Annotated in this window: 9 protein-coding genes; 5 read left to right on the top strand and 4 right to left on the bottom strand. The window is 47.1% G+C overall.

Annotated features, from left to right (window positions below; genetic code table 11):
* Positions 1-148: 148 nt before the first annotated feature.
* Together AABK39_RS21310 and AABK39_RS21315 are read right to left on the bottom strand one after the other, a co-directional pair.
* Positions 149-1,117 carry a TolB-like translocation protein gene (locus AABK39_RS21310; protein WP_338395263.1) on the bottom strand — a complete coding sequence of 323 codons (969 nt, stop codon included), beginning with the start codon at positions 1,115-1,117 and terminating at the stop codon, positions 149-151.
* Positions 1,118-1,255: 138 nt separating this feature from the next.
* A complete protein-coding gene (locus AABK39_RS21315; protein ID WP_338392425.1) occupies positions 1,256-2,329 on the bottom strand; it encodes an IS701 family transposase in 1,074 nt (357 codons plus the stop codon).
* Positions 2,330-3,354: 1,025 nt separating this feature from the next.
* On the opposite strand from AABK39_RS21315, the gene AABK39_RS21320 reads away from it, so the two are divergent.
* The 5 genes from AABK39_RS21320 (at position 3,355) to AABK39_RS21340 (ending at position 13,749) form a co-directional block, all read left to right on the top strand.
* Positions 3,355-5,877, top strand: a complete 2,523-nt coding sequence (locus AABK39_RS21320; protein WP_338395264.1) for a carboxylesterase family protein — start codon at positions 3,355-3,357, stop codon at positions 5,875-5,877.
* A gap of 311 nt (positions 5,878-6,188) precedes the next feature.
* Positions 6,189-7,379, top strand: a complete 1,191-nt coding sequence (locus AABK39_RS21325; RefSeq protein WP_338395265.1) for a FecR family protein — start codon at positions 6,189-6,191, stop codon at positions 7,377-7,379.
* A gap of 305 nt (positions 7,380-7,684) precedes the next feature.
* On the top strand, positions 7,685-11,056 hold the full coding sequence (locus AABK39_RS21330) for a TonB-dependent receptor (protein ID WP_338395266.1): 3,372 nt from the start codon (positions 7,685-7,687) through the stop codon (positions 11,054-11,056).
* A gap of 86 nt (positions 11,057-11,142) precedes the next feature.
* The gene (locus tag AABK39_RS21335) at positions 11,143-12,936 is read left to right on the top strand and encodes a RagB/SusD family nutrient uptake outer membrane protein (RefSeq protein WP_338395267.1); all 1,794 of its coding nucleotides are present in this window, start codon (positions 11,143-11,145) and stop codon (positions 12,934-12,936) included.
* Between the two features lie 270 nt (positions 12,937-13,206).
* Positions 13,207-13,749 carry an RNA polymerase sigma-70 factor gene (locus AABK39_RS21340; protein ID WP_338395268.1) on the top strand — a complete coding sequence of 181 codons (543 nt, stop codon included), beginning with the start codon at positions 13,207-13,209 and terminating at the stop codon, positions 13,747-13,749.
* Between the two features lie 32 nt (positions 13,750-13,781).
* On the opposite strand, the gene AABK39_RS21345 is transcribed toward AABK39_RS21340, so the two are convergent.
* Entirely contained in the window at positions 13,782-14,408 is a 627-nt protein-coding gene (locus AABK39_RS21345) for a Pr6Pr family membrane protein (RefSeq protein ID WP_338395269.1), read from the bottom strand.
* A gap of 315 nt (positions 14,409-14,723) precedes the next feature.
* The gene (locus AABK39_RS21350; RefSeq protein WP_338395270.1) at positions 14,724-18,791 is read right to left on the bottom strand and encodes an SUMF1/EgtB/PvdO family nonheme iron enzyme; all 4,068 of its coding nucleotides are present in this window, start codon (positions 18,789-18,791) and stop codon (positions 14,724-14,726) included.
* Positions 18,792-19,002 lie beyond the last annotated feature (211 nt).

The raw sequence follows: 19,002 nt of genomic DNA on the forward strand, positions 1-19,002 counted from the left end.
GCTAAAGAATAAACGTCGGTTAGGGTGTCCGCCGTTTAGATACACATGACACACATTACACATCCATTTTTTGCTTTTGCAAAAATCCCATATGGGGCGTCAATTAAGGCGCCCCTTTATTTATAGTTTAATCATGATAAAAGTATTTTTACTGACCTGTACGCGCATCTAAGAACACGTCCGCTTTTACCCAATACACCTCGCCTTTAGTTACACCTTTCCATCCACTTTTGGGAGGATCGCTGAGTCGTTTCGAAAAGAAAAAATATTTCCCGTCAGGAGATACATACGGGCAGAAATAAATCCAGTCATCGGAAAGAGGTTCACCAAGATCAAAATGGACAGGCCTCTGCCATTTGTTATTTTTTTTAAACGAAACGGCGAACCCTTTTTCGTCAGAATAAGTATTTGCGGTAATCAGATAACTTTCATCTGAGGAAACATAAGTACTTCTCTCCCCTTTTTCCGTATTCACCCCCGGGCCTATATTCACAGGCGTATCGAATTTTCCGTCGCCTAAATATTGTGCCCTATAGATATCGCGCTTCCCGAAACTGTCCGGACGATCCGATGTAAAATATAAACTTCCGTCCGCTACGACCACTGGATATGACTCCGCATATTCATCCGTCGATATTGGCGCACCGACTTTTGTAGCCAGTTGCCATTTCCCTCCAACTTTTTGACTCTTGTATATATTTGGTTTAGACTTTCTAGAACGCTCTTCAGGGCTTATTCCGAGGAAATACATCGTTTTCCCATCTTGGGTAACCGTAGGATCAATAGCGACCGAATTAGCCTCCTGGTTTGAGAACATCTGAATAGGCTGTGGAGCAGTCCATTTGCCATCAACCAATTCGGAATGGTGAATGACAAAGCTCCCGTTTATAATTCGGGTAAAGAATAATTCGGTAAAAGAATGGTTAAATACTGAGTTAATCTCTATACTGTCGGTATTGACTATTGAAGGCGCAAACTGTTCAGGTTTGGTGCCCGGCGGTGTTTGTCCTAAATAGGTGTTATTCGAATCAGCGGTATTGCAACTAAACAGAACCAAGCTTATTACGGCAACTGATAAAAAGTGATACACTCTGCCCATTTTTCCTTTACACTTCATAGTCAACAAAAAAGAGTTTCTATTATCCCATATACGGGACTCTCAAACCAATAGATGTCAAAATTTTTGAAATCAAAAAATTACAACTGAACTTTCGCTCTCCCTGCATTTGGGAGAGCGATTCTTAATGAATATATTTCAGGCCGACCGCAAGGCGTCAAGTTCTTCCATGGCAGCCTTTATCATCTTCAAATACAATTTTGATTTTATCGCAAAGTGATTCAGCTTCTCCTTAACCTTCAGTTTTTCCAGTTTTATGTAGGCGATCATGGAAGCGAAGATGTGGTTCAATTGGGTAATCTCCATCTTTGTGGGAGACTTGCCTAACATCGTGTTTTGCTTGAGCGACTTATGGAACTCCTCGACTTTCCACCGTTTTTGGTAGATCGCTACGATATCCTCGAAAGCCATGTTCTCCCCGTTGGTAACCAGCCATTGTTCCGCGGTCGACCGGTCCCTGTTTGTAAAGACTTGTTTGGCGAGCGTGACAGGAAAATCAACTCCCTTGACCCACACCCGCTTCACTTGACCGCTTTCAATAGGCGCATCCGAAACGTGAATGAATTTGCCCTCGTTTTTGTCCTTTTCGCTCATTGCTATATTCCTGTTGCTCTTCAGCGGGCAAACGAAAACCTTCTTGAGCTTGTAATGAATATACTTCAGCGTATCGCTGGCGGTGAACCACGTATCGAAAAGAATGTACCTGAAAACCAGTTTGTTCAGAAAGTTTAGACGGTGTAAAACTTCCAGTACCATCTCATTTTTCGTTTTCTCGCTTTTACGCTTTTCCTTCCCGTTCTTGTCTATGTATTTCACCGTCTTGTGGACGATCTCATAAGCGACCGGACAGTTAACCGTTTGTCCTTCCACGGTATTGCTCAGAAGAAAGTTAAGGGAGTTGATCCCTTTGACCGCTTTGCCTACAGTATGGTCGAAATGATAAGCTACGATGTCGTTTTCCGAGGAATGAGGCTTGTGGACAATGCAATCGTCGATACTCAAAACCGCCTCTTCGCCCTCAATACTCCTGGCGAAAGACTTCACCTCTTTCCAAAAAGCCTTTTGGTCCATGTCCGGTTGCTTGAGGAGGTCGCTGAAATAATCATGGGGAATCTGATTGTCCAAAGATGCTGAGAGCCCTGTTGAGGTGGCTTGCCCTCGACTGGCAATAAGATAATCCGTGTATAATTCAAATCCGTCTCTCCTTTTCATTTTTCAAAAATCGGTCACTTATCATATAATTTCCAAAATTGCAATAGGAAAGGCGAGCGAAAGGTCAGTTACAACTCACTATACTCTTAAATTAGGATGCTGTCGTTTAACCTAAAATCTCTTTTATCTCTAGCCCCACACGCATTTAACATCACGGCTTTTATTGGAATACAATAACCGAATCGTATCTCAGAAATAAATTTGTCCATGGCGTTATAGCCACTCACCAACACCTCTATATTATCCTGTTTTTTAGCAAGTATTTTATAACTTACCAATAAATATCAGAAAAGCCTCTGAATTACGGTTGTATATACCTGAAGTTCGTAATGGCTATTCAAGTTGTGATCCGATTTCCATTTTTCGGATCCAAAAACTTCATTGGAACAGCACCTAATTCGTAGAACTAAGACCAAATGGATTTACCCTTTAACGATTCCCCAATAAACTCTTAGCTTTAACCACTACCTATGAAATATGTACTTTTCAGCTTTTATGCCGCAGTCCACTTTTATTTGCTGGCGTTTACCTATATCAGGTATAACTCCGTAATAAACGGGTACTTAGTGTTCATTCCCGTTATGCTCTCCATAATATGCTTAGTCGCATTAGTATGTGACAAGATATTCAAACTCTCAGGGTTTGAGTTTAAGCTTTGGAAAGCGTTAGGGTATATTTCGTTCGCAATATCTTATACCTTCTTTATGTTGAAATATGTCCCCGCTATTTAAAAAAGCCCTGTTTTTCTGTGGTGTTCCTCCAAAATTTCGACCCAATAAGCTTCGTTGATGTTAGGCAGATTTCTGAATTAAAGGTATTGTTTGCCAGACTCATTCGGTCTTTTGGACGGAGTCCGAATGGACACGTTAATTATGTGCTATTGTGTTGCATTTAACTACCTTCCTTTTTTACAAAAAAAAGGATCTTTGTGAATTGTGCCCGCAAGGTGCTTTGGGGCATGCTAAAGCCTTTTTTTTAGCTTAGATTGCGAGAAGATCTACTTTAGGCTAAATCACATATCAACGATGAAAAAACTTTTTATGTCTTTGGCGCTTGTTGCGTCATTGCCCATAGCTAGTCTGAAGGCCCAACAAAAGAACACTAAGGGAAATGTTGTGGCCTACTTCGGGGAGGAAAAAAAGGTGGCTGTGCACGAAGGCACGGTATTGCACCAATTCACCGAAGGACTGTACGTTAATTCGAAACTCAATTACGGCAGAATTCCGGTGGCTAAGGACAACTTGGCCAAGCAACTGTTTGACGGGACTTTCGCGACTCCGAATGCCGGCGCCACGGCTTGCCTTACGGCCGACGGCGAAAAGGCGGTTTGGGAAAACATTACCGCCGGCAAGGACCATTTCTTCAAGAACAGGCACCTGCGCACCGGGCACCTCTACCTGAGCTACGAGTCGGACAAGGAGCAATTGGCTCTGCTGGCCACTACGGCCAACACCGCTACCTTCGTGAACGGCATGCCTCACGAGGGCGACCACTACAACTTCGGTTGGTCGTTGGTGCCTTTCCATATGAAAAAGGGAACCAACGAATTTCTGCTCACGGGCGGTCGCTTCAACAAGATGAAAGCCCGTATCCTGACGCCAAAACAGGCGATCCAATTCACTAAGAGGGATATCACTTTGCCGGACCTTATCCTTGAGGAAACCGGAGAGAAGTGGGGCTCTATCCGTATCGTAAACGCTACGGACAGGTCAATGAAAGGCTATACCATCACGGCGGCAATCGAGGGCAAAGAATACGTTACACCAATTACGGTAATCTCGCCGATGGCCGTGCGTAAAGTGCCTTTCCAAGTTGTGGATATCGAAGGCGGCGTGGCCGGAAAGCTTCCGCTTACCCTTACGCTCAAGAACCGTAGTGGAAAGGTGATCGACGAAGTTGGTCTCGACATTAACAACCGCACCAAGTTCAAGCACCACGAGCGTACTTTCGTAAGTGACGTGGACGGTAGCGTGCAGTACTACAGCGTGGCTCCTTCCACTGACAAGACTTCTAAGAATCAGGCCATGTTCCTTTCCGTACACGGAGCTTCGGTACAGGCCACTAACCAGTCCAGGGCTTATAAGCAAAAGGATTGGGGATATGTGGTAGCGGCCACTAACCGTCGTCCTTACGGATTTGCGTGGGAAGACTGGGGGCGCCTCGACGCCATGGAAGTGTTGGCCGACGCGGAACAGCTTTTCGAAACCGACCCGCAACACACTTACCTGACCGGCCACTCAATGGGCGGACATGGTACGTGGTATTTGGGTGCCACTTACCCGGACCGTTTCGCGGCTATCGCGCCTTGCGCCGGTTACCCGGAGCTGTTGGGCTATGCTAGCAACCACAAAATGTATAAGCACGCTACTGGCAACATCGGCGAAACAGCCGTTGCGGATATGTTCTCAAGGGCCCAGAACCCTACCAAGACCAAGCTCTTGGCCAAGAACTACCTGCAGTCGGGCGTTTACATTTTCCACGGCAGCGACGATACCGTAGTGGACGTGGAGCTTGCGCGCGACATGCGTAACTTCCTCGGCGATTACCACAACGACTTCGTTTACTACGAATACCCGGGCGGAAAGCACTGGTTCGGCAACAATAGCGTTGACTGGGCTCCGATCTTCGATTACTTCAAGTGGCACAGCAACCCTGCGGCCAAAGACAAGAAGCATATCGAGTTCGTGACCGCTTCTGTTGGCGTTTCGGCCAAAAACCACTGGATCACCATCCAGCAGCAGGAAGAGCCTTTCGCTATTTCTTCCGTTGACTTCACTTACGCCGAAGGCATCAAGGGAACGACCAAAAACGTTCGTACCATCATCTTCGACGCCAAAGCCTTGGAGCTTGACGGCGACGTAAATATCGAGATCGACGGACAGGCCATCACCGCTTCTGGCGAAAAAGTGATCTTGCAGAAAACCGAAGGCAAATGGTCTACTATCGCCGGTATTGACGCCAAGGAGAAATCTCCGGAGCGCAACGGTGGTTTCCGCGACGCTTTCAACAACGACGTGGTGTTCGTATACGGAACCCGCGGCAGTAAAGCAGAGCGTGAGTGGTACTACAACAAGGCCCGTTTCGACGCGGAAACTTTCTGGTACCGCGGCAACAGCACTATCGAATTGGTGCGTGACGTTGACTTCAACGCCAAGAGATACAAAGACCGCAACGTGGTAATCTACGGTAACGCAAACACCAACTCGGCTTGGAACAAGTTGCTCAAAGACAGCCCCGTACAGGTAAGAAAAGGCAAAATCACTATCGACGGCAAAACTATGTCGGGCGATAACTTGGGAGCCTACTTCGTTCGTCCTCGCAAAGACAGCGACAAGGCTTCTGTAGGCGTAGTGGCCGGCACCGGACTCAAAGGCGCCAAAGCCACTTACACTAACCAGTATTTCTTGGCCGGACCAAACTTCCCGGACCTGATGATCTTCGACGATAACGCCACCGACCAAGGTATCAAAGCCGTTAAGGTTTCGGGCTTCTTCGGCAACGATTGGTCCGTGAAGAACGGCCAGTTCGCTTGGAAAGAGGCTTTGTGATTTGAAAAAGATGGTCTTAGGTATTAAGTATTTGGTATGAGGTACCGAATAGTGTAATACCCAAATATTATTGAAGACTTGGACCAGTATTGAGATGTTGCTTTCTTGATACAGAGGTATCGATATTAAAACCGCTTCCCAAAATCAGGAAGCGGTTTTTTTTGTAAATACTGTTTTTCACCTCATCTTTTTAGCTATGAGTGGTTTATGCAACATCACTCCCCTTTTCGATTCCTCCCCTCTCTATTTTTTTTATAAAAAAATTCCAGCATCTGTAAGTAAGTATAAAATCGCAACACTTTTAAAATTGTATGGCACACGAGATTCCGGAACATATCGAGGCTCTGATAGCGAAACAGCTCAGTGATAAGCTTTCGCCCGAAGAACGGGAAACCCTTGACCGATGGAGAGAAGACTCCGTTTGGAACGATTATCACGCAACTGAAATAGAGGACGTGTGGAAAAGCGCCGAATATAATAATTCGGAATATACCGTTTCGTGGGAAAAGAACTTTAGGGAAATTGAGAAACGTGCCGAAGCTGAACGACGCAACAGAAAAAAACCTTGGCGATGGATAAAGGTCGCCGCCTCCGTGGCCATGCTGATGTCTGTAGTGACAATTACTTACCGCTATACCGTAAAGAAACCTGAAGAGACTGATGGTTTTTTGGCCAATAGCATTGAAGAAGTTTCAGTTTCTTATTCCAACGGAAAAACATTTACCGTTAATCAGAAAGACAATCTGGTCAGTGGCGGAGATACCCTTTATCGACAAAACGAGAACCTTTTGTCCGCTCACGCTGACCGGTTATCCATGAAGGCCGAGAAAGTAACGGTAAACGTACCGAAAGGAAAACGGATAAAACTAAAACTGCCCGACGGGACCAAAGTGTGGCTAAACGCCGCCACTACATTCAGCTATTATACCCGTCCGCGTAATGGAGTCCGGGAAGTGGCGGTAAACGGCGAAGCCTGTTTCGATGTCGTACATAACAAAACGCCATTTATCGTGCGTATGGGTCACCGCAACGTACGGGTATTGGGGACGGTTTTCAATGTCAATAACTATAATGGCGCCGTTGGGAGCCATGTCACCTTGGTGGAAGGCAGCGTGTCACTCTATGGAAAAGACGAACGGCGTTCCGTAAAGTTGGCCCCCGGACAACAAGCTTTGTTTAAGGACAAAAAACGGGTGGAGATCTCGGATGTCAACACCCGAAAATATATATCATGGAGAGACGATATCTTGGTTTTTGAAGGACAGAAATTCCGGGATCTTATACCCGTGCTAGAACGTTGGTATAACGTGTCCATCATTAATAACGACCCGGAATGTGAAGGGACAGAGTTTTCGGGAACCTTTTATGGAGACGAGACCGTCGCGGACATTATGAGAGCCTTCGCCAAGCAAAACGGAACCAGCTATATACACCGAAACGACACGGTGTATATCAATAAACAATATGAAGAAAAAGTAACGAAAAAGGTTAATCCTATATAGCCAAGGTTGGAACGGTCTTTAAAGACTGATGACACTTCCACCTTGCCTATAGGGTCATAAACCATTTTGAAAACACTTTTTGAAAAAGAAGGGGAGTAAAAGAATCTTTCCCAAATAACGGCAACTAAACAACAACTTGTATTTACTTATCGTCGGCGGTATCCGGTTGGAGACGGATTTAGGGACAAACACGTCATGTAGACCGGACACTCCACGATAAGTAAGACGCAAAGGTATCACTGAACAGGTCGCACTATTCAGACAGGACACCTATGCGCTTTTTGTAAACTTATAAATCCAAAATTATGAGAAACAATTTACTGAAACTAGGTTTCGGTTCCGTTTTGCGGAGCGTGACACCTTATTTTTTGGTTTTCGTGATGATCGTCGCTACGGGTATTGCCGGGGCGCATGCCAAAGACGGCCAAAGCCAGCGTTACAGCCTGAAAATCAAACAGGGAGTTTCATTGAAACAGGTGCTTGAGCAGATCACCACAAAGACGGGCTACACCTTTTTCTACAAGACCAAAGAGATAAACGTAGGCTCTGTTGTCAGTGACAGGTCGTTTTCCGATATGACCATTGACGCTATCCTGCAAAAACTCCTTCGTGAAAAGTCTTTAAGGTATGAGATAGACGGCAAGCGTATTCACCTTTACCCCAAAGACACCGAGACCGACAAGCCTGCGCAGCCGAAACAGGAAACAGGCTTTTTTATAGAGGGAACGGTGTCTGATCCCGCGGGCGAGACCATTATCGGAGCCAATATCGTGATTGAGGGAACCACTACGGGTACCACCACAGACGTGAACGGTAAGTTCAAGCTTAAGATCAAAAAAGGTGACGTACTTGTAGTATCCTACGTTGGGTTTAAATCCCAGAAAATTCTGGTCGGGAACCAGAGTGTATTCGATATCACTTTGGAAGAGGACAAAGAGTTGCTTGAAGAGGTGGTAGTAGTGGGTTACGGCGTACAGAAAAAAGTTGACCTTACAGGTTCTGTTTCCGTAGTCAAAGCCGAAGACATCTCCAAACAACCCGTAATGCAGGTTTCGCAAGCCCTTACGGGCGCTGTTCCGGGGCTTACCGCATTACAAACCAGCGGTAAGCCCGGTAGCGACGGAGCCCAACTTCGTGTACGGGGTGTCGGATCAATTAGCGCCTCTTCCACCCCACTTGTTTTGATTGACGGTGTAGCCGGTAACATCAACGGATTGGACCCTAACGATATCGAAAGCTTCTCAGTGTTGAAAGATGCCGGAGCCGCAGCCATTTACGGTTCCCGCGCCTCGAACGGTGTTATCCTGATTACTACCAAGCGCGCCAAAGCCGGCGAAACCCGTGTGGAATATAATATGTACAGCGGATTCCAAAGCCCTACTAACCTTGTGGACCCTGTGGATGCCGCCACATATTTTAAGCACATCGGGAACGAGGACAGATATAACGAATACATGAACGACCTCAACCGCGATAACCGGGACCTTTTTCCCGATACCGATTGGGTGGACTTACTGTTTTCGGAAGCCGGGACTATGCAATATCACAATATTAGCGTAAGTGGCGGAACGGACAAATTACGGACGAAAGCCTCGATCGGTTTTCAGGACCAAGACGGCAACATCGCCAATCACAATTTCAAACGTTATCAAGGTCGTTTGAACGCCGACTACACCGTAAGCGATAAGCTTCAGGTAAGTATGGACCTCAATTTCCGCCGCTCCGACGGGACTGAGCCTTCGGGTGGGAATGGTGTAAAGTCCGCCTATCATCGTGGGTCCATCGAACCTTATATGTGGAGCAACGGCCACTACGCAGATAGTGAACTGGGGGGGAACCCTGTCGCCAGTGTAAGAGAGGGTGGCTTAAAAACTAGCCAAGGCAATTATTTCAGAGCGCTGCTCAAGGCGGTGTATGAGCCAATCAAAGACCTTCGCCTGATGGCTATGTACGCTCCAGAGCACAATGAAACTTTATACGAAAAAACAAACCGCCCGTTTGGTCTATACTCAAGACCTGACTCTGATGACAATATACTTTATGGCGGGAGTCCAAGGGGTGAAATGAAGGTAGAAAACGAATCGAGAAGAAGCTTCGTGGAAAACTTCACAGCCACCGCAAGCTACAACAAAAGCTTAAACAGGCACGAAATCGGCGGGATGATCGGTACGGAATTCATCAAGTACAAATCCCAATACTTTAAGGCTAGCCGATTCGGTTATGAGGTCGACTTCCCTGTGCTTAATACTGGTAATCCCGACAATGACACTAATGGAGGATCCAAGGACCATAACGCTCTGCTCTCTTATTTTGGCCGGTTGAATTATAGCTACGATAGCCGTTACTTGTTCACGGTTAACTTACGTTTAGACGGGTCTTCGCGCTTTGCGGAAGACAATCGCTGGGGAGTGTTTCCTTCCGTAAGCGCAGGCTGGAATATCACCAACGAAAGCTTCTTTCCTAAAGACATTCCCCTTAACAGGCTTAAGCTAAGAGGCTCTTGGGGACAATTGGGCAACCAGAATATCGATGGCGATAAAATTAGAAATAAAAACTTCCCGTACGCTTCTGTGATCGAGATCGAAGGGGCGCGATATGTTAATGACGCTGTTTTACAAGGTGCCGCACAAAAACAATTAGCGAACAAGGAAATTTCTTGGGAGACAGGCGAAACACTGAACCTCGGTCTTGACTTCGGATTATTTGACGATCGCCTTGACGGCTCGCTTGAATACTATGTCCGAAAAACCGAAAACCTGCTCGGTGAACAGAAAATATCCGCCACGATAGGACTTAATTCGCCTGTTGCCAATGTTTTCAATATGGAAAACAAGGGTTGGGATCTTTCGCTATCTTGGCGCGATAAAATCGGGGAAATCGGATACCGCATCGGAGGCAATTTCGCCTTAGTGAAAAATCAAGTTACTGATCTGAACGGTGTACAATTTATCAAAGGCTCGAATTCTATTCTGCAAGTTGGAGAACCTATCAGTTCGATCTACGCTTACGAAGCGACAGGTATTTTCAATTCGCAAGAAGAGATAGACGGCGCTCCGGCGCAATTCGGAACCTTGGAACCCGGCGATATTCGATACAAAGACCAATTGACCGTAGATACTGACGGAGACGGAGTTTTCGATCAAGCCGATGGCGTCATCAACACTGATGACCGCACTATAGTAGGCCATAATTTCCCTAGCAAAACCTTCAGCTTCAATTTCGGAGTGGACTATAAAGGCTTTGACTTTTCAGTAGATTTCCAAGGTGTAGCTGGACGAGATGTTTTATTGACCAACAGTTTAATAGTCCCTTACTTAAATGGCCGCGGCCTGAATGAATGGCAACTGGAAAATTCTTGGACCCCAGAAAATCCAAACGCATTGTTACCTGCAATAAAAGTATACTCCAACGGAAGTAACAGCGCCCAAGTGAACTCAAAGCACGTTTTCGACGGCTCTTATCTTAGAGTACGTAACCTGACATTGGGCTATACTGTTCCAAAAACCTGGTTGGAAAAGACCTTTTTGTCAAGCGTAAGAATATACGCCTCCGGCCAAAACCTGTTCACTTTCTCGGACATGCCTGATGGCGTCGATCCATTAGTGCCTAACGGTACGCAGGGAGACTTTTATCCTGTGGTCAAGACCTATACTTTCGGGTTAAGGGCCGCTTTCTGATGCAAACCAATCACATGGAGGCGGAGCGTTCCCGTTTTACGGCCGAACGCTCCCTTTTGAAAGTTTGACCTAAAGCTATTAAATAGATGAAAAAAATATATAAAGCGTTAGCGCTATTTATCGCCGGATTCGCGTTCATTTCCTGCGACAGCATGTTGGATCTCAAACCTTTGAGCAGTCCCACTGATGAAACCTTCTTTTCGGACGAAACCGAACTTCAATTAGCGCTCAATAGCGTTTACGGCTCGATGCCTCTGTTTGAAATAGAGCATATGCCCTTTCAAATGTATATGGAGGCCGTGCTATCAGACAATTCCTTCTATCGCATCACTGATGAGCAAGCAGGCTTACAGGCTTTAAGCAAAAGTGAGCAGACCTCAACCAGCGGTTTCGAAAAGTTTTATGAAAATCTGTATAAGGGAATTGGCAGAGCCAACAACCTTCTGCAAAATATGGATAAAGCTTCCGGGGTAGTCAACGAAACCCAGTTTAATGATATAAAAGCACAGGCGCTCTGTATGAGGGCTTATTTCTATCACCGCTTGGTGCTTTATTTCGGAGATGTGCCTTATCTGGATTTTGTGCCAACCACTCCTGACCAAGCGTTTCTTCCAAGAACACCAAAAGAAGAAATCCTGGATACAATTCTCGCGGATCTGGATAATGCCGCCTCACTGATGGACAAAGGGATCACTGGCGTTCAAGACCGAATCACTTTGCCCTTTGTTTACGCTATAAAAGCCCGAATCGCACTTTACGCTGGGCGTTTTGATGTTGCGGCTACCGCCGCCCAAATGTCATTGGAACAAGCCGAAGCCAACGGTTACCAACTTCACCCCTCTTACGGTGAATTATTCACTTTTGACGGGGAGGATTCTCCCGAGATTCTTATGCGACTTCCTTATAACGAGGAAGGGTTTGGAAAATCACATCGTATCGTACTCCGCTTTGGTACCCGTTTCGGTACTTATAGCCAATGTGGGCCCGCACAAAACCTGATTGACGCATATCTTACAAAAAATGGTCTGCCTATCGACGAAGATCCCGAATATGACCCGACCAATCCGTGGGAAAACCGGGATCCGCGACTAAAAGCGACCGTAGTCTTGCCACAGGATCTTTGGGCTGGAAGAATTTACGAATCGCACCCGGACAGCCTTGAGTCATATAAAATTGAAAATGGCGTCAAGAGCCGTGAACTGAATCGTAATTGCCGCTCAGTACACTGGCCGGCGTATCTTTCGGGATACCTGTACCGCAAGTATGTTGACGAAACCAGCTTGGCCGAACGTACAACAAAAACGGATGTCGATTTGCACTTTATGAGATTGGCCGAAGTATATCTGATTTTGGCGGAAGCCGAAATCGAAAGAAACGGCGGCGACCTCAACAAAGCGGCCTCAGCGATTAACAAACTCCGTGAGCGTGCTTGGAGTGGAGAGGATGATTACCCAGCGGTAACCGCCACATCAAAAGAGCAAATGAGAAAGGTTCTGAGAATGGAACGCCGTGTAGAGTTGGCGATGGAAGGCTTCCGTTATGACGATCTTCTTCGTTGGAGAATGCTTGAAAAAGTGCGTACTATCCCGTTTGTAGGAAGAGTATTGGATCTTAAAAACGCAAAAACGGTTCCTTCAATAGACATGGACGGTATTGTGACTTACCCAGACATGTCCGAATACGACAAGTGGCAATACATGCGAAATGAGGACGGAAGCGTAAAGGAAGAAGGTTATACCCCAACATACAAGGAGCGGTGGCATAACGCCTGGAACCGGAAATTCAATCCTGACAGAGACTATCTGTTCCCCATTCCGCAAAGCGAAATCGACCTTTATGAGGCTAACGGAAAGACCTTGCCACAGAACAAAGGGTATTAAGCCTCCAAATATCTGTTTTGAAGAAATAATTATGGGGACATAGAAAATCCGTTATGTGTGTGTGAATTGATTATTCCCTCTAATTTAGGCCCGGCAAGTTTTACACTTGCTGGGTTTTCCTATTTTACTTATAACCAACACTTTTACATATATACTAGATAGGCTGACTAGTTAAATGTTATTTTTTTGAGCATCAATAGAGGGATTATAGTATAGAAATCGTCTATGCTATTACACCCAATCGAGCCGAGGTATATATAGCCGTATATAATGATCGAAGCAAAGAACGATTTTTTAAGATTGCTGAAAGCCAAAGAATACGAAGAAGCCTTCCGTGTGCTTTATAGCGCTTATTTTCAGCGGATGTTCAACTATGCTTGCGGTATTCTGAACAACCCCAACAAAGCCGAAGACATCACGCAAGAGGTTCTAATAGACTTATGGGAGAAAAGGGAACAACTTCGTATAACGGTTCAGCTCGATACTTTTCTTTACAAAGGAATCTATTTTAGGGCGATGAATGAGATCCGAAAGGAAAAACTACACCAAGAAAGGGAATCCGAAGTGGAAGAAGAGTTTTACGGATCACAGGACCACACCGAATGGAAAGAACAATTGCACCGGCAAATCCGGCAATGCGCCGATAATTTTCCCGAACAATGCCGGGAGGTTTTCTACCTTAGCCGATATTCCCACCTATCCCGTTCCGAAATCGCCGAACAGATGGGAATATCCGTCCGTACCGTGGATACCCAGCTTTACAGGGCCTTAAAGTCGCTCAAAAACCGATTGCGGAAAAAAGTTAGCCGTTAGCTTTTTATCAAAAAACGAAGCCTTCCCTTTCGCTACCGTTTCTTAAGCGAATTCATTATCGTATAAAACCACCCGATCGCGATAAACAGGCCCCATAGGACAAAGGCCCATCCAAACACTTCTCCCCAACCCAGTTTGTTGACATCAAAAAACGGATACGGATATTTTCCGATAAACGAACTAAGGGTAAGGGAATAGGCGTAATAGACCAACAAAAAAGGCGTCCATCGCAACGGCGATTTCCAGTCCAATTCTTCTTTGGGTTCGAAAATAAACCAATAAACAATAAACAGCGGAGGGATAACCGCATGTAATAACCGTTCGGCAAGAAGCTCAAGCCCTTGCGGATTCCAAGCGTGTTGCAAAAGGAGCGCATAGCCGAGCATAACAAGCGTAATATAACTCGCGACGCATGCCGCGCACCCCGTTAGTCCGAAAAACTTGGACATGGCCCTGCGCTTGCCCAATAGGCTCAGAGTCCAGAAAAGAGCGACACAAAGATTGCCTACAATTGTAAAAAACCTTAGCAGGAGAAAAGGCGCGATATATATGGTCGCATGATCTTTCGTAACGCTGATATATAATTGCAGCAACAGTGTGGCCCAGGTCAGAATGGCGCCCAGTGCCATGATGTATTTTTTTGTATTGCGTATGGTCATTATCGTATGGTTCGGTATGTTGAGGGTATGTCCAATATCTAATAGTACTAAGTAATTTGCAAGGTAGCGGATTCCGCCAATATGTACTTAAATGAGGCACAATGCATCGATATAGTTGCACCTAATTCGGTAAGAAAATACTTTTATAAAGTATTTGTTCCCAGATCTAAGGCCTTAAGCCAGGCGCTGTTTAACACCCCCCTTTATCTAAGGCCCTATGAGTGGCACAAAACGGAATATACGCCAAAAGAGCCTGTCCATATTCCGGACAGGCTCTGCACAATGAGAACGCTATTTTACCCTAAATTTCCAAGTCTATTCTTCGACTACAATTCGGAAACCTACATTAAATATTTTGCGCCAGGGATCGTATGCTTTGCGATAGCCGGAAGTAGCGGTACGGGGCCTGTCACGCCACGAACCGCCCCTGACGACCTTCTCCTTTTCTTCGTCTCCGTCATTGCGGCCGTCGTTGGCTTTGTAAGGATATTTAGCAAAATCCGATCTGGTCCATTCGGCCACATTACCGTGCATATCATGCAGCCCCCACGCGTTGGCTTTGTACTTGCCGGGGTCCGCCTGAAGCATGTTGCCGTCGTTTTGGCCATCCGCTTTCGGTATGATATTATAATAGGCGTATCTTGAGTCAGTGCGCTTCATCGGTTTTGGATTAACGCCGGTTACGGCCATTCTGCCCAAGCTTTCGTCGGCCAAGTTGGAGTATGGGGCAAAGTCCGACGAGATTGCGCCAAAAGACATTTCGCTGTCGGATCCCGCCCGGCAAGCCCACTCCCATTGGCTTTCGGTAGGGAGTTTTACCTTGAGGCCGGTCTTTTCGCTGAGTTTATCGCAAAATCTTTTGGCCTCTTTCCAAGACACCCGGATAGCGGGCTGACCATCACGGTTGGCCTCGTAGCCCGCTTTGGTATGGTCTTTCCACTGCTGGTCCATCACCCGGCTATCGTGTTCGGGGAATATTGACCTAAACTGGGCGTTGCTGATTTCGAATTTGGCCATCCAAAAAGCCTTTTTCACTTTGACCTTAGCCATGGGCAAGGCTTCGGCTTCAGGATCTGTAGAGCCCATTACGAATTCTCCGGCGGGAACTTTAACCAGACTGATTCTCTGGCCATTGCCCAAGTCAATGCTTTTGGCCACGTCGCCGTGTTTGGCCAGCATTTTTTTCGCGTCGGATGCTGCAAACGGCCAATTACGGGCTTTCGCCTTTTTGTAAATAACCTCGGGCAACGGCTCCGGCATAACAGGCTGGACAGGCCCGCGAGATTCCCTCAAAGCGTTGGCCCGGGCCAATTCGCCTTCGGCGGTATATTCCATATTGTTGATTTCCTTCATCAGCTGTACACGCCGGTCTTTTTGGCTACTGCCCCGATAATCCGGAACGCCGTGGAAATCCGCATGATAAGGTACGTTCAGGTCTATCCAAGTCACTAGCCTGTCGTATTCCTCTTTGGTGAGTTTTACGTTGTGGTGACCTTTGTTGAGTTTTGAAATCACGTCGCTGGTGCTGGCGTGGAAATCCAGCGGCGTAAGGACGTGCAAGTCCGATTCCGGCCCGGGACGGCGCACGAATTTCTGTAAGTCGAAGTAACTTCGGCTGACATTGCGGTAAGGAACGGCCGTTTTGTCGGCGAAGTTCGGGATGGCCTCGTCGTTGCCGTTATGGCAACCCACGCACTTGGCGTCGAGGACGGGCTGTACCTCGTTTTCGAAGGCGAAAGGCCGTGGCTCGCCGTAAAAAGGCGTGATGTCCACCGGGCTTTTCGACGAGGCGATAGTCCGCTTTGGGACGGGTACGCTGTTCTGGTCTTCGTGACAACCGATGCAAGAAAGCGTCTCGCCGGGCATAGCCGTCAGCCAGCTACGCATTAACTGCATGGCCTGCCCTTTCTCGTCGAGCGGTTGTAGCGAGATCGGCGTATTGGCCGGGATTTTGAACATCGCCGAGCCGTCTTCGTAGACAGGCACGGTGCCCAGCACGCGCTTCACGTCCCAGGCGGCCTCGATACCCATAGCGTCATGGTTGCTTCGGGCAATATTGTAGGCGAATTTGTAAGCGAATACCCTCAAGCTTTTCACTTTTCCTTTCGGGACACCTTTCAGGCCTTGGCCTTCGTAAATATCCGCAATGTAAACCGTTGCGTCTTTTTCTCCGGGCTTAATCTTGTCCGGTATTACAGGCGGTGTTTTGCGTTTGCGAAGCGGAAACACGTCGCGGATGCCTTCGCCTTCGTATTCTTTGATCAACGTGATATTATCGAAAGTATCGACCAGATAAAGCCCCCACAATCCGCCGGGCTTCAGCTTCGCGCTTACCAAAAAATAATCGCCGTCCAACGGATAAGGGTTTACAAACTGTGGCCATACGCCGTTAACCAAACGGTCTTTAATAATGGGCACTACCTTTTTTCCCCTGCCGGGAATTTTCTGAATCGCACCGTCGGCCTCGTGCCTGCCTTTAGCCGGATCAAAGATTACCAATTCGCCGGAGCGCCCGACGCCGTGATGGCCGGAGACGATACCAACCAGCTTGGTATTTTCGCCGGGAATTGGCTTGGCATCGAAGATGGTATTCGGCCAATATGAGGCGCTTCCGTAATATTCTTTTTTGCCTGTGCCATCGGGATTCATGTGCATCAGTACCCGGGTGAAGTAATGCACGTTGTCGGTATATTCCCAGCGCAGATACATCAAGCGCCCGTTAGGCAACACTACCGGGTCCCAATCATTGTCTTGCCCGAAGTTGATTTGTTTGAAAGTGCGGGCCTCCGGATCCAGAAGGCACATACTGCCTACCGGATCATTGCCGCTTACGCACGGGACGCCCTGCATCGATACGTTGGAAACCATGGCCACTTTGTCGTTAGGCAGATAACAGGCGTCGTAGAAATCCAGATCCGGATACTTGTCCGGCGAGACTTGTCTTTTGCCTGTTCCGTCCACGTTCACTTCGAACAGCCCCCAACGGCCTTTTCCGGACGCGGAGGTAAAGAGAATCTTTTCGGCGTCGAAATGTAAGTCAAGATCCGTAATGGCGTGCGAGCCTTCGGGCTTGTATATGGTTTTTGACTGAACGTCGCCCCTAAGGTCGGAAAGCGCCACGATCTCAGCGCTCCAAGTGTCTTCCGGATAGGGCGTGGAACCCAGCGTTTTCCAATTGTTTTTCGGCATGGCCATATCCGGAGCGTTTGGTTTTTTGGTCCGGGCCTTGTCGCCAAGCTTGTGCCTTACGGCCAGTAGCTTGTCGAAATCAAGCAACGGGTTGGCCATCAGCGCTTCGCGCTTGAAAGCATTAAGCCGCTTTACCCACGCTATCGCCGACTGGTCTCCCTTATAAAGGGATTCCTTCATTTTGTCGGCGTTTTCTTCGAAGCCCTTGAGCTGGGCCAAATATTTCCGGCCATTGTATTTGTCCTTAAAAGCCTTGTCCATATGCGTTACCGAAAGGCGCATAGCTTCAAAATTCACCAAACCCAAGTTGTCTTGGGCGTCGACTATCTCCCCTATTTTCCAGAAAAGGGAAAGTAATTGTTCGGAATCGGCGCCTTGGGCCAAAAGGGCTTTGGCTTTGTTACGCATATAATCCGGACGGTCGAGTTTGGCAAGAATTTTTTCCAAGGCCTGCTTCTCGTTTCCGAATCCGGCATCGGTGAAGTACGCGCCTCTCACGTCGCCGGAAAGCACCTCGTAGAGCTTCATCTCCACAGGGAAGTCCCGCTTGATCCGATTGGTAACCGTTTCCGGATCAAAAGCCAGAAGACTAAAAGTTATACTGCTCTGATCGCGGCCGCCTTGGGCTTCTACGCCCACTTCGGCCTCGAAGCGCACGTATTTTTTGTCAAGCTTGTATTCCACCCGGCCATAGGCGCAGGTCGTGATGGCGTCTTCGTAGAATTTCTCCCCTATTTTCGGAGTCCTGAAGAACAGACTCATATTTTTCATTGTCTCGCGCCAGCCGGATACGGCGTTGTCCCATTCCAGGCCGATGAGCGGCGTGGCGTTGCCTTTGGCGTCGATAAGCCGGGGATTGGCCCACACGCCTTGGTCACGGATGGTTTTGCTTCCGGCGTCTTCCACCAGAAGTATTATCCTGTCAAGGCCGGTAATGTCGGCGGAAAATTTTTCGGCCTTTTCGTAACGTTTAAATACTCTGGTCTTTTTCGGCGCAAAGTCTACCGAGGCAGCGTAATTTGCGTAAGCGGCTTTTGAGGCCGCCATAGTAGCGGCCCAAGTGGATTTTTTTACATAATAGTTCTCACCTCTTTGGGCCATGGCGAGATTGGCCAAAAGAAGGAGAAACAGAAGCAACGGCACTGGTATCCGTCGCTTTGTTTTGGGAATTGATCGGGCTGTGAGTCTAACCATAATCGATGGGTACGGAAGTGGGTATAGAATATTAGGCGGAAATCTTTCCGTGTTGGCCGGATGATTCTTTTTGAAAAAGAGTTGATGATGGAACGTTGCAATATGGACTGGAGCGCAGGCTCTAGTTTCTTAATGTTTTTCTCTTTTTCTAAAGATCAGGTCCCATTTACAGGGATCCAGTATTAGGCAGTAAATTGTCACACTACCTAAA

Source organism: Fulvitalea axinellae (assembly GCF_036492835.1).
Taxonomy (GTDB): domain Bacteria; phylum Bacteroidota; class Bacteroidia; order Cytophagales; family Cyclobacteriaceae; genus Fulvitalea; species Fulvitalea axinellae.